The 13794-nt window shown below is 72.0% G+C and carries 12 protein-coding genes; 2 read left to right on the forward strand and 10 right to left on the reverse strand.

The genetic code is table 11. The annotated features are described in order from the left end of the window. Positions 1–5: 5 nt before the first annotated feature. The 6 genes from NI25_RS01335 to NI25_RS01360 all read right to left on the reverse strand — a co-directional run bounded on the left by NI25_RS01335 (position 6) and on the right by NI25_RS01360 (position 7771). Positions 6–1712 (reverse strand): cellulase family glycosylhydrolase, encoded by a 1707-nt coding sequence (locus NI25_RS01335; protein WP_061440642.1) that lies wholly within the window; start codon positions 1710–1712, stop codon positions 6–8. A 183-nt stretch (positions 1713–1895) separates the two neighbouring features. Further along, the gene (locus NI25_RS01340; protein ID WP_061440643.1) at positions 1896–3497 is read right to left on the reverse strand and encodes a molybdopterin-dependent oxidoreductase; all 1602 of its coding nucleotides are present in this window, start codon (positions 3495–3497) and stop codon (positions 1896–1898) included. Between the two features lie 105 nt (positions 3498–3602). Continuing rightward, positions 3603–3869 carry a hypothetical protein gene (locus NI25_RS01345; RefSeq protein WP_061440644.1) on the reverse strand — a complete coding sequence of 89 codons (267 nt, stop codon included), beginning with the start codon at positions 3867–3869 and terminating at the stop codon, positions 3603–3605. A gap of 58 nt (positions 3870–3927) precedes the next feature. Next, on the reverse strand, positions 3928–4929 hold the full coding sequence (locus NI25_RS01350; RefSeq protein WP_061446691.1) for a phosphotransferase: 1002 nt from the start codon (positions 4927–4929) through the stop codon (positions 3928–3930). Between the two features lie 139 nt (positions 4930–5068). Continuing rightward, on the reverse strand, positions 5069–7291 hold the full coding sequence (katG, locus tag NI25_RS01355) for a catalase/peroxidase HPI (protein WP_061440645.1): 2223 nt from the start codon (positions 7289–7291) through the stop codon (positions 5069–5071). A gap of 24 nt (positions 7292–7315) precedes the next feature. After that, entirely contained in the window at positions 7316–7771 is a 456-nt protein-coding gene (locus NI25_RS01360; protein ID WP_061440646.1) for a Fur family transcriptional regulator, read from the reverse strand. A 211-nt stretch (positions 7772–7982) separates the two neighbouring features. Here NI25_RS01360 and NI25_RS01365 point away from each other — a divergent pair, with 211 nt between their 5' ends. Both NI25_RS01365 and NI25_RS01370 read left to right on the forward strand, forming a co-directional pair. Then, positions 7983–9083: a DUF475 domain-containing protein gene (locus NI25_RS01365; RefSeq protein ID WP_061440647.1), complete on the forward strand. Its 1101-nt coding sequence runs from the start codon at positions 7983–7985 to the stop codon at positions 9081–9083. A 98-nt stretch (positions 9084–9181) separates the two neighbouring features. Further along, the gene (locus tag NI25_RS01370; protein ID WP_061440648.1) at positions 9182–9604 is read left to right on the forward strand and encodes a DUF350 domain-containing protein; all 423 of its coding nucleotides are present in this window, start codon (positions 9182–9184) and stop codon (positions 9602–9604) included. 12 nt (positions 9605–9616) lie between these two features. Here NI25_RS01370 and NI25_RS01375 read toward each other — a convergent pair whose 3' ends face one another. From NI25_RS01375 to NI25_RS01390, 4 genes are all read right to left on the reverse strand, one after another. Continuing rightward, positions 9617–11050, reverse strand: a complete 1434-nt coding sequence (locus NI25_RS01375; RefSeq protein ID WP_061440649.1) for a WGR domain-containing protein — start codon at positions 11048–11050, stop codon at positions 9617–9619. 112 nt (positions 11051–11162) lie between these two features. Further along, positions 11163–12323, reverse strand: a complete 1161-nt coding sequence (locus NI25_RS01380) for an oxygenase MpaB family protein (protein ID WP_061440650.1) — start codon at positions 12321–12323, stop codon at positions 11163–11165. 13 nt (positions 12324–12336) lie between these two features. Further along, entirely contained in the window at positions 12337–13395 is a 1059-nt protein-coding gene (locus NI25_RS01385; RefSeq protein WP_061440651.1) for a polyprenyl synthetase family protein, read from the reverse strand. Beyond that, positions 13388–13672 (reverse strand): hypothetical protein, encoded by a 285-nt coding sequence (locus tag NI25_RS01390; protein WP_061440652.1) that lies wholly within the window; start codon positions 13670–13672, stop codon positions 13388–13390. Before NI25_RS01390 ends, NI25_RS01385 begins: the two co-directional genes overlap by 8 nt. Positions 13673–13794: the final 122 nt, after the last annotated feature.

Genomic DNA, 13794 nt, shown 5'->3' on the forward strand with positions numbered 1-13794 from the left:
CCGGGTCATGCGGTGACGCAGGAGGCCCCGTCGAGAGTGAACGCGGCCGGGGCGGTGTTGGTGTCGCCCTTCCGCGCCGTGAAGCCGAGGGTGACCGTGCCGCCGGCCGGGATGGTGGAGGTGTAGGGGGCCGGGGCGACGCTGACCGCGCCCGCGTCCTGGGTGGCGGTGCCTCCCCACATGTTCGTGATGCTCTGGCCGTCCGCGAAGGAGAAGGCGAGCGTCCAGGGACCGACGGCGGCGCTTCCGGTGTTCCGGACGGCGATCTCGCCCTGGAAGCCGCCGGGCCACTCGCCCACGACGCGGTACCCGACGGAGCAGGAGGCGTCCGGGGTGCCGCCGCCCTCGTCGGTGGTGACCTCCACGGCGGCGGAGCGGGCGGACCGGTTGCCCGCCGCGTCGCGGGCGTAGACCGCGAAGGTGTACGTGGTGCCGGCGGCGAGCCCGGTCACGGTGGCGGTGGTGCCGGTCGAGGAGGCGACCGTGGTCTCGGTGCCGTCGCCGACGCGGACGACGTCGTAGCCGGTGACCGCGGTGTCGTCGGTGGCGGCGGTCCAGCCGAGGGTGACGGAGGTGTCCGTGACCGCGGTGGCGGCCGGGGTGCCGGGTGCCGTCGGGGCCCGGGTGTCGCCGGGGGTGTCGCCGCCGTAGACGGTGGCCTCCTTCGAGGTCTGGGCGATGCCGTTGACGCCGTGGAAGATGCGTTCGCCCCAGTCGCTGAGCCTGTCCGGGTCGAAGTCGAGCGCCAGGTCGAGGACCGGGTCGGTGTTGCCGCTCCACGACCAGGCGAGGTAGCCGAGGCCGAGCTGCTCGGCGGTGGCCATCATGGTGTCCTCGTCCGGGTCGCCGTACTGGTCGGCGGGGCCGCCGAACTCGCCGATGAGGATGGGCAGTTTCGCGTCGACGAAGGCGTTCAGGTAGTCGGTGATCTCCTGGGCGGTGTCGAAGACGCTGTACATGTGGATGGAGAAGACGAGGTTGCCGGTGGGGTCGGCGTCGTAGACGGTCCGCGCGTTGGCGCGCATGACGCCCTGCCAGTCCTGGCCCCAGTTGGGGGCGTCCACCATGATCGTGTGCCGGAGTCCGGCGGCGCGCAGCTTCTCGACGGCCGCCGTGGTCGGCTCGGTCCAGCCGGCGGGGTCGGTGTTGCCCCAGGGCTCGTTGCCGATGTTGACGACGACGTAGTCCTCCTGGCCGGCCAGCACGTCCTTGAGGCCGATCCAGTAGTCGGCGGCGTGGTCGAGGGTGCCGGCCGCGGCGTCCTCGCCGTATCCGGTGGTGTCGTGCACCTCCAGGACGCAGATCAGCCGGTTGGCCTTGCACTGCTCGATGACGGCGGCGACGTCCTCCGGACCGTTCTCGCTCCAGCGGTGCCCGTCGGAGAGGACGACCCGGACACTGTTGGCGCCCAGCGCCTTGACGTCCGCGAGCGACTGCGTCTCGCCGGGGTACCAGGTGTGGGCGTGGTTGACCCCGCGCATGACGAAGTCGTTGCCGTTGCCCTCGATGAGCCGGCCGTCACTGATGTGCAGGCCGACCGCCTGCGCGCCCGCCGACGGGACGCCGGACGCCCGGGTGCCGGATGACTGCGCCAGGGCCGCTCCCGGGAAGAGTGCCCCGACGACGACCAGCCCGATCAGGGTGGCCAGTCCGGTCAACAGGCGGGCGGAGAGCGTCTTCGGTACGGGTGTATCGCGTCTTGCTGTGCGCACGGCGACTCCAGGGCGGATAGTGCGGACACGGACGGCGAACACTGTGGGAGCGCTCCCACAGACAGCACCATGAAACTGGCGCCGCCGCGTACACGTCAAGCCACGGGACAGAAAACGCTTGCCGTGTCCGGGCGGGCCGGGCGGACCGGGCGGGTCCCGACCCGGCGGCGGCGCCCGCCGGGGTCATCCGTCGACCGTCACCACCACGGAGTGCCGGCCGCTCGCGCCGTCGGGCACGGTGCGGGTGCGCTTGTCGGTCTGCACCTCGCCGGTGCGGTCGGTGGCCCGCACGGTGAGGGTGTGGCCGCCCTTGGTGGCCTGCCAGGCGTACGACCACTGCCGCCAGGTGTCGCGCGAGTCCTCGGCCGCGAGGGTGGCCTCCTGCCAGGGTCCGTCGTCGACGCGGATCTCCACCTTGCCGATGCCGCGGTGCTGGGCCCAGGCGACTCCTGCGACCATCACCGTGCCCGCCTTCGGCCGGGCGAACGGTTTCGGGGTGTCGATCCGGGACTGGGTCTTGATCGGTGCCTCGCGGGCCCAATCGCGCTCGACCCAGTACGCGTCGTAGGCGTCGAACGTGGTCAGCTCGACGTCCTCGATCCACTTGCACGCGGAGACGTAGCCGTACAGGCCGGGCACGAGCATGCGGACGGGGAATCCGTGGTCGAAGGGCAGGGGCTCGCCGTTCATGCCGACGGCGAGCATGGCGTCGCGGCCGTCCATGACCTCCTCGACCGGGCTGCCGATGGTCATGCCGTCCACGGAGCGGGCCACGAGCTGATCCGCCGGGCCGCCCTTCGACGGCGGCCGGACGCCGCACTCCTCCAGCAGGTCGGCGAGCCGGACGCCGATCCACCGGGCGTTGCCGACGTACGGGCCGCCCACCTCGTTGGACACGCAGGTGAGGGTGATGTCCCGCTCGATCAGCTCCCGCCGCAGAAGGTCGTCGAAGGTCAGCGTCTTCTCCCGGACGACCCCGTCGCCGTGGACGCGCAGCCGCCAGGTGGTGGCGTCCACCTTGGGGACCACCAGAGCGGTGTCGACCCGGTAGAAGTCGCCGTTGGGAGTGATGAAGGGACTGACCCCCTCCGCCCGGACCTGCGCCCGCCGGGGCACCGCCGGGGCCGGGGAGCCGGGCGGCGGAAGGGTGACGTTCTCGCGGGAGGCGACCGCCTCCCGGCCGCCCGCGCCGCTCAGGGCCCGGCCCAGGACTCCGGTCCCCGCCGAGGCCGCGGCCGCGGCGGTCGCCGCGAGGACGAAACGGCGCCGGTCCCAGCCCTCGCCCCGCTTCCCCGGATCCGTCCGGCGCGGTGCCGGGAGAAGGCCGACGAGGACGTACAGGAGCACCGCGCCGGCGATCGCCCCCAGAACGGAGGGGAAGGCGTCCGTGACACCGGCGGAGTCGGGCCTGCCGAGGGCCGCCGCTGCGCCGACGGCTCCGAAGACGAGGACGCCCGCGGCGCCGGTGCGCCGGTGGCGGACGGCGAACGCGCCGAGGGCCAGGGCGAACAGGGTCAGCACGGCGAGGATGCCGAGCTGGAGCACGAGCTTGTCGTTGGTGCCGAACGTGCGGATGGCCCAGTCCTTCACGGCGGTCGGCGTACGGTCGACGGCGGCTCCGCCGACCGCGACGACCGGCCCGGCCTGCGGGCGTACGGCCGCCGCCACCAGCTCGGCGACGGCCAGCGCGGCGCCGCCCGCCAGGAGACCGCTCAGCGCACCCGTCCCGAGGCGCATCCAGGTCCGGGCCGGCGCTTTGCGTGGGGTCGTGTCTTCGTCACTCACGTCGGTAATCCGGGGCCGCACGGCACACGGATTGGTGAGCGCCGTCGCCGGGGCGCGGCGCCGGGTCCGGGCGCGGCCGGCCGCCGGGACGGGACGAGGGCCGGATCACGGCACGTCACCCCGCCAGTCGAAGCGGCGCGCGTCGCCCGGCCTCGGGATGTAGGACGCGCGGCCGCCGGGGCCGTAGCGGCCTATCTCCGTCGCCAGCGCGACCCCGCGGTCGCGCTCCCGTTCCGTGAGGTCCGTGACGTCCAGCAGCAGGCCGTCCAGGGGGCCGCCCACCAGATGCGCGTACACGCGGCCGGCGCGCGGTCCGGGGTTGTCGTGGTCGGCGCCGTAGACCCTGCCGCGCATGAACTCCACCTCATCCATGCGTGAAGCGTCGCATCCACCACTGACAACGGCCCGTGCGACGGGGGCCGAGCCCCTGTTAGAACGGTGGCTCGTCCAGCAGTTCCAGCAGACAGCGCGCCCCCTCAGCGGCCGTCGTGGCACCGGCGGCACCGGCCGCGGTGGGGAAGAGCCGGCCGTACGCGGCGGCGCGGTTCAGGGCGCTGAGCCGCCAGGCGAGGCTCGCCGCGCGCCGCAGCTGCGCCGCCGTACGGCCGGTGTCCGTCCAGGGTTCGAGGTAGGCGTCGCGCAGGCGCGGCAGCACGTGCGGACCCTGGTGTTCGACGGCCCGGCGGGCGGGGACGACGAGGCCCGCGAAGGGGTGGGCGACGACGGCGTCGCCCCAGTCGAAGAAGGTGAACCTGCCGGGTGCGGGACGGAACGACTGCCCCTCGTGCAGGTCGGCGTGGTCGAGGGAGTCGGGAACGCCCAGGGCGTCGAGTTCCGCGCACCAGTCCAGCAGGCGGGGGCGCAGGTCCCGCAGCGCGACCCGGTCCCGGTGCGGCAGCGGGGTGTCGTCGAGCCGGTCGAGGACGCCGGGCAGCGCGCCCACGGGCACGGCCGGGACGCCCAGGCGTTCGATCTCTCCCGCCCGCGCGGTCAGGGCGTGTTGCACGGCCGCGTACTGGCGCACGAGTTCTTCCCACGCGCCGGGGGTGACCGTCTCCCGTGCGAGGACCTCGCGGAACAGCGGTCCGCCGTCGGGCAGAAGCGACCAGCCCCGGTCGGTGTCCACCGCCAGCGGCTCCAGTACGTGCCCGGGGACCCAGCGGGCCAGGGCCGCGGTCAGCGCGCCCTCGAAGGCGCTGCCCGGCGGGTTCGCCTTGAACCAGACCGCGTCGCCCTCCTCGACGGACAGCCGCAGCAGGACGGACCACGGCCGCAGCCGCACCCGCCGCTGTCCCGTCGGCCGCAGACCGCGGGCGGTGAGCCCGGACCTGACCCAGTCCAGGACCTCGGCGCGCCAGGCCGGTTCCTCCCACGGGGTGACGGTGTCCTGGTACCGCCCCCGGTCCACGGCCACCGGTGCGTCACTGAGCATCGGGCCATCCCAGCACGGCGCGCTGCCCGTGACCACCGGTTTTCCTCGCGCAAGAACCGCCGGGGCCCCGGACCGGCCGGTGCCGGCTGTTCCGGCACCGGCCGGTACGGCGGCCGTGGGACTGGGAGGGCGGGGCGGATCAGGCCAGGTCGAAGCGGTCGAGGTTCATGACCTTGACCCAGGCGGCGACGAAGTCGTGCACGAACTTCTCCTTGGCGTCGTCGCTCGCGTAGACCTCGGCGAGCGCCCGCAGTTCGGCGTTGGAGCCGAAGACCAGGTCGGCACGGCTGCCGGCCCACCTGACCTCGCCCGTGGCGGCGTCGCGGCCCTCGAACGTGGTCTGGTCCTCGGACGTCGACTTCCACGTGATGCCCAGGTCGAGCAGGTTGACGAAGAAGTCGTTGGTCAGCGAGCCGGGCGTCCGGGTGAACACGCCGAGCTGGGACTGCTGGTGGTTGGCGCCCAGCACGCGCAGGCCACCGACCAGGACGGTCATCTCGGGCGCGCTCAGGGTGAGCAGGTTGGCCCGGTCGAGGAGGAGGAACTCGGCCGGCAGCCGGTTGCCCTTGCCGAGGTAGTTGCGGAAGCCGTCGGCGGTCGGCTCGAGCGCCTCGAAGGACTCGGCATCCGTGTGCTCCTCCGTCGCGTCCACGCGTCCCGCGGCGAAGGGGACCTCCACCTCGAATCCGGCTTCCTTGGCGGCCTTCTCGACGGCCGCGGAGCCACCGAGGACGATCAGGTCGGCCAGGGAGACGTGCTTGGCGCCCGCGCCGGCGTTGAACTCCCGCTGGACGCCCTCCAGGACGCGCAGGACCCGGGCCAGCTCGTCGGGCTCGTTGACCTCCCAGCCGCGCTGCGGCTCGAGGCGGATGCGGGCGCCGTCGGCCCCGCCGCGCTTGTCGCTGCCGCGGAAGGTGGACGCGGAGGCCCAGGCGGTGGACACCAGCTGCGCCACGGACAGGCCGGACTCCAGGAGCTTGGTCTTGAGGATGGCGACGTCCTCGGCGTCGATGGCCTCGCCCTCGGGCTCGGGCAGCGGGTCCTGCCAGATGAGGGTCTCCTCGGGCACCTCCGGGCCGAGGTACAGCGACTTGGGGCCCATGTCACGGTGGGTCAGCTTGAACCAGGCGCGGGCGAAGGCGTCCGCGAACTCCTCCGGGTTCTCGTAGAACCGGCGGGAGATCGGCCCGTAGATCGGGTCGAGACGCAGCGACAGGTCGGTGGTGAGCATCCGGGGGCGGTGCTTCTTGGCCGGGTCGTGCGCGTCGGGGATGATCTCCGAGGCGTCCTTGGCCACCCACTGGTGGGCCCCGGCCGGGCTCTGCTCCAGCTCGTACTCGAATTCGAAGAGGTTCTTGAAGAAGCCGTTGCCCCACCGGGTCGGCGTGCTGGTCCAGGTCACCTCGAGCCCGGAGGTGATGGCGTCGCCGCCCCTGCCCGTGCCGTGGGTGGACTTCCAGCCCAGGCCCATCTGCTCCATGGGAGCGGCCTCGGGGTCGGCGCCGACGGCGTCGGCGGGGCCGGCGCCGTGGGTCTTGCCGAAGGTGTGGCCGCCGGCGATGAGCGCGACGGTCTCCTCGTCGTTCATCGCCATGCGGCGGAAGGTCTCACGGATGTCGCGGGCGGCGGCGAGCGGGTCCGGGTTGCCGTTGGGGCCCTCCGGGTTGACGTAGATCAGGCCCATCTGGACGGCGCCGAGCGGGTTTTCCAGCTCGCGGTCCCCGGTGTAGCGCCGGTCGTCGAGCCAGGTGGTCTCGGGGCCCCAGTAGACGTCCTCCTCGGCCTCCCAGACGTCGGCGCGGCCGCCGGCGAAGCCGAAGGTCTCGAAGCCCATCGTCTCCAGTGCGACGTTGCCGGTGAGGATCAGCAGGTCGGCCCAGGAGAGGTTCCGGCCGTACTTCTTCTTGACCGGCCACAGCAGGCGGCGGGCCTTGTCGAGGTTGCCGTTGTCCGGCCAGCTGTTGAGCGGGGCGAAGCGCTGCTGGCCGGCGCCCGCGCCGCCGCGGCCGTCGCTGATGCGGTAGGTGCCCGCACTGTGCCAGGCCATCCGGATCATCAGCGGGCCGTAGTTGCCGAAGTCGGCCGGCCACCAGTCCTGCGAGGTGGTCAGCACCTCGGCGATGTCCCGTTTCACGGCCGGCAGGTCGAGGGCGTTGAAGGCGGCCGCGTAGTCGAACTCCTCACCCAGCGGGTTGGCGACGGCGGGGTTCTTGGCGAGGATTTTCAGGTTGAGCCGCTCCGGCCACCACTGACGGTTCCCGCCGCCCTGCGTGGGGTGCGGGGCGCGTCCGTGGGTGACCGGGCAGCCGCCCGTCTCCTCGGCCTTCGCGTCGGTCACGATGGCGTCGTGGTTCTCGGACATGGGAATCCTTCCGAACGGGGCGGATCACGGTGCTGGGGAACTGCCGGGGATGGAGCAGTCGGGGCACAGGCCCCGGTAGATCACCTCGGCCTCGTCTATCACGAAGCCGTGGTCGTCGGAGGCGGTCAGGCACGGCGCGTCACCCACGGCGCAGTCGACGTCCGCGAGGGTGCCGCACGCCCGGCACAGGACGTGGTGGTGGTTGTCACCGACCCGTCCCTCGAACCGCGCCGGGCCGCCGGGGGGTTCGATACGGCGCACGAGCCGTGCGGCGGTCAGGGCGTGCAGCGCGTCGTACACGGCCTGGAGGGAGACGTGCCCCACCCGTCGCCGCACCCCCGAGGTGAGGGCCTCGGCGTCGAGGTGGTCGCCCTCCCGGACGGTCTCGAGCAGCGCGACGCGGGCGGCGGTCACCCGCAGTCCCGCTCGGCGCAGCTCGTCGGCGGTGGCCGGATTCCGGGAGCGCCGGGATGCCGTCATGGGGGCGAACCTACTCCCTGGAAGACGAACGACTCAAGGAAACGAGCGACTCAACGAAACGAGCGACTCCACTCTGGACGGCCGGCGCCGTCGGGCGTCCTCCGGAACGCCTGTCCGGGTGCCGCCGGACGAACGTGGTAGTAAACGTGCGTGGCGGGCACTGGCATGGGATGCCGCCCCGTATCAGCGCGACGACAGGAATGAGTTGCCGGTGCTTGTGAAGACGTTCCGCTGGGCCTTCGTGGTCACCGCCCTGGGTCTGGCCGCGGGGGTGTTCTACGACGGCTGGACCGCCCTCGGCATCGTGGCGATTCTCTCCGTCCTGGAGATCTCGCTGTCCTTCGACAACGCGGTGATCAACGCCGGGATCCTGAAGAAGATGAACGCCTTCTGGCAGAAGATCTTCCTCACCGTCGGCATCGTGATCGCGGTCTTCGGGATGCGGCTGGTCTTCCCCGTGGTGATCGTGGCGGTCAGCGCCCGGCTGAGTCCGTGGAACGCGGTGCACCTGGCGCTCACCGACAAGGACCGCTATCAGGAGCTGGTGACGGACGCCCATCCGTCGATCGCCGCCTTCGGCGGCATGTTCCTTCTGATGATCTTCCTGGACTTCGTCTTCGAGGACCGGGAGATCAAGTGGCTGGGGTGGCTGGAACGTCCGCTGGCCAGGCTCGGCAGCATCGACATGCTGTCGGTCTGCATCGCCCTGATCGTGCTGCTGATCTCGGCGACCACCTTCGGCGCCCACGCCCACCAGCACGGGGGCACACACGCCGACAAGGCCGAGACCGTCCTGCTCGCGGGCGTCGCCGGCCTCATCACCTACATGGTCGTCGGTGGCCTCTCCGGCTTCTTCGAGCAACGGCTGGAGCAGGAGGAGGAGCGCGAACAGGAGGCGGAGGACAAGGCGGAACGGGCGGGGAGGCGCGGGTCCCCCGTCCAGCTGGCGGGCAAGGCGGCCTTCTTCATGTTCCTCTACCTGGAGGTCCTGGACGCCTCCTTCTCCTTCGACGGGGTCATCGGCGCCTTCGCCATCACCAACGACATCGTCCTGATGGCCCTCGGCCTCGGCATCGGCGCCATGTACGTGCGGTCCCTGACCGTCTATCTGGTCCGCCAGGGAACCCTCGACGACTACGTCTACCTGGAGCACGGCGCCCACTACGCGATCGGCGCGCTGTCGCTGATCCTGCTGGTCACCATCCAGTACCAGATCAACGAGATCGTCACCGGCCTCGTCGGCGTCGTCCTGATCGGTGCGTCGTTCTGGTCGTCCGTGCGGCGCAACCGCGCGCTGCGGACCGCCTCTTGAGCGACATGGCGGGTGCGCTACATTTTGCAGCGCCTTGACCACGATCATTCGCGATCCCTGACGCGCGCGATCTCTCACGCTACGGAGCCGGCAACGCCATGACCGACATCGTCAACGGACTCGGCCGGGCCGCCGCCTACGGCGGCCTGGGGCTGGTCCTCCTGGTCCTCGGCATCGTCCTCGTGGACCTGCTGACGCCCGGAAAGCTCGGCCGGCAGATCTGGGAGCAGCGCAACCGCAACGCCGCCCTGGTGCTCAGCTCCGCGCTGCTCGGCATCGGCGGCATCGTCTTCACCTCCATATGGACGACGTACGAGGACTTCGGCAAGGGCCTGGTGTCCACGGCCGTGTTCGGGCTGCTGGGGCTCGTGATGATGGCCGTGGCCTTCCTGGTGGTCGACCTGATCACCCCGGGGCGGCTGGGCGCGACGCTGGTCGAGCCGGAGCCGCACCCGGCCGTGTGGGTGACGGCGTCGTGCAACCTGGCGGTCTCCGCCGTCATAGCCGCCTCCATCGCCTGACGCCCCTCCCCGTCACTGGAGGCGCCTGATGTCCCCGCGCACCCGGTAGAAGCCGCCCGACGCGGCGTGCAGGGCGTCGACCACGTACCGCGCGCCCGGTTCCCTGATCGCCCTCGGGAACTGGACGTTCCACGAGTGGTCGTACCCCTCCGACACCACGTGGATACGGGTACGGCCGTTCTCCTGGACGCACTCGACCACCACCGAGCCCGCGGGCGCCGCGGTCACGGTCGCCACGGAGGCGGCCGCGGTGGCCGGCGCGTACGTCGGCAGGGTGGCGGCGAGCTTGACGTCGCGGGCGACGGGAACCGAGCCCTGCTGCGCGGCCGCGACCGCCGTCTCGCTCGCGTCCACGCACACCAGGGAGCCGTCCGTGGTGACGAGGAAGAGCCGCTCGTCGCGGTACTGCATGGACAGGGCGGAGCCGCCGCCCGTGCCGAGCTTCCACAGGCGGGTGCCGTCCCGGTCGAAGCAGTACACCGAGGACGCGGAGTCCCCGGCGAAGACGAACCGGCCGCCGGGTGAGGTGGCGCAGGAGTAGACCGGGCTGTCGCAGTGGTAGGTCGCCTCGATGACGCCGGTCGCCTTGGACAGGCGCTGGACGGTGTGGCGCGCCGTGCCCGCGTACACCGCGTCGTCCTCCTGCCAGCCGAAGAGGACGGCCCCCTGGGTGGGGGTGTGCCACAACTCGGTGCCGCCGTCGGGTGCGTGGGCCGTCACGCCGCGGGTGTGCCCGTGGTAGACGGCGCGGTCGTCGGCGCGCACCATCCAGGCGTGCTCACCGCGCCCGCCGCGCGACCACTGGTGCTCGTCCTCGTGGTCGATGACGGTGAGCCGGCCGGCGCGGTCCGCGACGTTCAGCACGCCCTCGTGGATGTCGAGCCAGAAGATGTCCACGTCGGCGGCGATGTCGTAGGCGGCGAAGGGCAGTTTGGACGACAGGTCGTAGACCCGGCCGTCGTCGCAGCCGGCGTAGATCCAGAAGTCGTCGGCCACCAGGCACTTGACGCCGTCCGGCAGCTGGTAGCGCGCGAGGACCTCGCCGCCGTGGGCGAGGGTGTAGACGTCACCCGCCTGGTTGCCCACCCAGCACTTGTCCTCGTCGATGTGGATGCCGAACGCCGCGGAGCCGGTGCGGAACCGCCACAGGACCGGGGCGACCGCGCGGGCCGTGGAGGGTGCGGAGGCCACCTGCCGGCGGGTGACCGCGCGGGGCGCGCGCTGTCCCTGCACGGCCGGCTCGTAGCCCTTGCGGATCTTCTCGCCTATCTTCTTCGCCGCGGCGGCCTCGGCCTTCTGGGCGGTGGGGAAGGTGGACGTCTGGGTCTGCCCGGCGGCGCCGATCCGGCCGTAGCGCACCGACACGACCTGTCCCTGGACGGTGACTTCGTAGAACTTGTGCGCGCCCCCGCCGTCCTGCGACAGCTCCAGGTACGTCCTCGACATGGCAGACCTCTCCCCGGTCGGTCCCGCGGCGTGTTCCGCGGGTTCCACTGACAGAACCGTAGAAGGTGCCACTGACAATCGGCCGGGGCGGCGGACGGGGATGTGCGGTGGCTCAGGACACGGTCGCGGGCGGCGGTGTCCAGCGGCGGGTGCGGGCTGCGGTGCCGGCGACGCCGTATTCCTGTCTCAGCTGCTCGGGGATGGCGTAGTGCATGACGCGTCCGCGGGTGAGTGAGGAGAGTTCGAGGGCCGTGGTGAGGTGACCGAGCCGGTCCAGGGCCCATGCGCCCAGCGGTGAGCGGTCCTCGATCGTCTCCAGGACGCCGAGGAGGTGCGGGGCGGTCTTGACCACGGTGTCCCAGGCGGTGCGGGGCACCTCCAGCCAGTCGGCGCACGTGTCGCCGACGAGGTAGCGGATCAGCGCGGAGACGACCGGGTCGCAAAGGGTGCCGGGGACGACTTCCTCATACAGGTCGATCAGTTGCCGCGTCAGGTGGACGCCCTCCTCTGAGGGGCCCATGTGGCGGAGCATGTACAGGTCGAGAAACCGGCGTGCCTCGTCGATCGTGGCGGGGACGGCCGTCTGGTCGACGCCGAGGACGGCACCGACGACGCGCCAGGCGTAGTAGTAGGCGTCCGCGCCCTCGGCGGACATGTGGATGCCGAGCCGGTGCAGGCTGTCCAGGACGAGCAGCGAGAAGAACATCTGCCCGCCGATCATGTCCTCCTGGCAGATCGGTACGCCGAGGGTGTCGGTGTCCCAGCGGTCCTCCCGCTTCAGGTGGTGGCGGATGGCGGCGTGCAGCAGGCGTACCTTCTGGGCGGCCGGGATGAAGCGTCCGCCGGCCTCGAACGCGTCGGGCTGCATGAGGTAGACGGTGAACTGACCGGTCTCCGCCATGCGTTTGGAGGGGTAGTTCAGACCGTGGGTCGCCGACAACAGCCGGGCCACGTGCGGAACGACGTAGCAGGCGGGCATGGAGGCGAACGACAACGCGGTGGAGATGTGCACGTTGTTGTCGATGAAGAACAGGCGGGCCCGCTCCATCTCGTCCCAGTCCACCCAGGCCGGCGGGGTACCGGTCACCCTGAGGTACTCCCGGGCGACGCCGGGGAGGCCGTCCGGGAGTTCCTGGCCGGCGGTGGAGACGTAACGCATCAGGGAGTTGAAGGTGCCGACCTCGCCGCGCTCGAACAGGGTGGCGACGACCGCGTCGGCCAGTTCGTCACCGCTGCGGCGCAGGGCGTCCATCGACTGCTCGGTGTGGGTCATCCCGGTCTCCTCTTCAGTACGTACGGTCGGTGGCCTGCAGGGCGAGTTCGCGCAGCGCCCGACGCGCGTGCGGTGGCGTCCCGGCGGCGTCCAGGGCGCGGACGGCCCTCTCCACGCGGGTCGCGATCATCTGCTCGACCCGCTGTGGCGCCTTCAGCTCCACCATGAGCCGACGTACGTCCCGCAGGCGGTCCGAGTCCAGGTCGTCACGGTCCAGCAGGCGTCGCAGCCGGTCGCGTTGGGCAGCGTCGGCGGCCTTCCAGGTCTCCGCGAGCAATGCGGTGGGCCGCCGGGCGCGCAGGTCGTCCAGGGCCGCCTTCCCGGTGCGTTCCGGGTCCCCGAACAGGCCGAGCAGGTCGTCGCGCAGCTGGAAGGCTTCGCCGAGCGGCAGGCCGTAGGCCCGGTAGGTGTCCCGCAGTGCGGGGGCGGCGCCCGCGAGCAGGCCACCGATGAGCAGGGGATGCTCGACGGTGTACTTGGCGGTCTTGTAGCGGACGACCTTCAGGGACGTCTCGGTGTCCGGTGGTCCGCCGGTGTGCAGGAGCTCCAGGCACTCTCCGGCGATGAGTTCCCGGGCGAGGGCGGCCCACAGGTCCCGGGCGCGGGCCAGGTAGGCGGCCGGCAGGCCGCTGCTGGTGAACAGGCGGCCCGCGAGGACCATCAGGTGGTCGCCCACCAGCATGGCCAGGGATCGCGCCGCGGCCCGTGCCACGGGACGGCCGTCCCGGTCGAGTACGGCCTCCAGGGCCACGTGGGCGGTGGGCAGGCCGTGGCGCAGAGCGCTGTCGTCGATGAGGTCGTCGTGAACGATCGCGGCGGCGTGCACCAGTTCCATGGAGGCGGCCGCCCGCACCAGGGCTTCGCTCTCGGGCTGTCCGGCGGCCCGCCAGCCCCAGTAGCAGAAGGCCGCTCGCAGCCGTTTTCCGTGGTCGGCCGAGCTCCGCACTTGCCGGGCCACGGGCGCGAGGGCCTCGTCGACCGCGACGAGCCGGCGGGCCTCCTCCGCAAGGAAGTCCCGCAGGACGCGGTCGATGCGGGCCCTGAAGCCGGTCGGGTTCCAGGGGTCAGGCATCGTCGGCGCCGGCGGACCGTCGCGCGTTGACGTGCTGGGCGAGCACCTCCAGGTGGGCGGGGGGCACGTGCGCGCAGCGGTCCAGGGCCAGCCTGCCCCGCGCCCGCAGGTCCTGTTCCGCCTCCCGCAGCAGGTCGGTGGTGTCCGAACGGCCGAGGAGCCCGCGCAGCCCGCCCACCGCCGAGCCGATCGTGCTCACGGCCAGCTCGGCCAGCCCCGCGACCAGCAGCACGGCCCGGTCGCCCCCGTCCGGTTGCGGTTGTGTCGAACCAGTCATGCTTCTCTCCCGGGGGCCTCGTGATCACGGATGCGCCCGGTCGACGGCGCGTCCGCTCAGAGCATGACCGGACGCAAGGGGCGGAAGATCCCGAATACCCCTACGAGCGACGTGGGGAACAG

The organism is Streptomyces sp. CCM_MD2014 (genome assembly GCF_000772045.1).
Lineage (GTDB): Bacteria > Actinomycetota > Actinomycetes > Streptomycetales > Streptomycetaceae > Streptomyces > Streptomyces salinarius.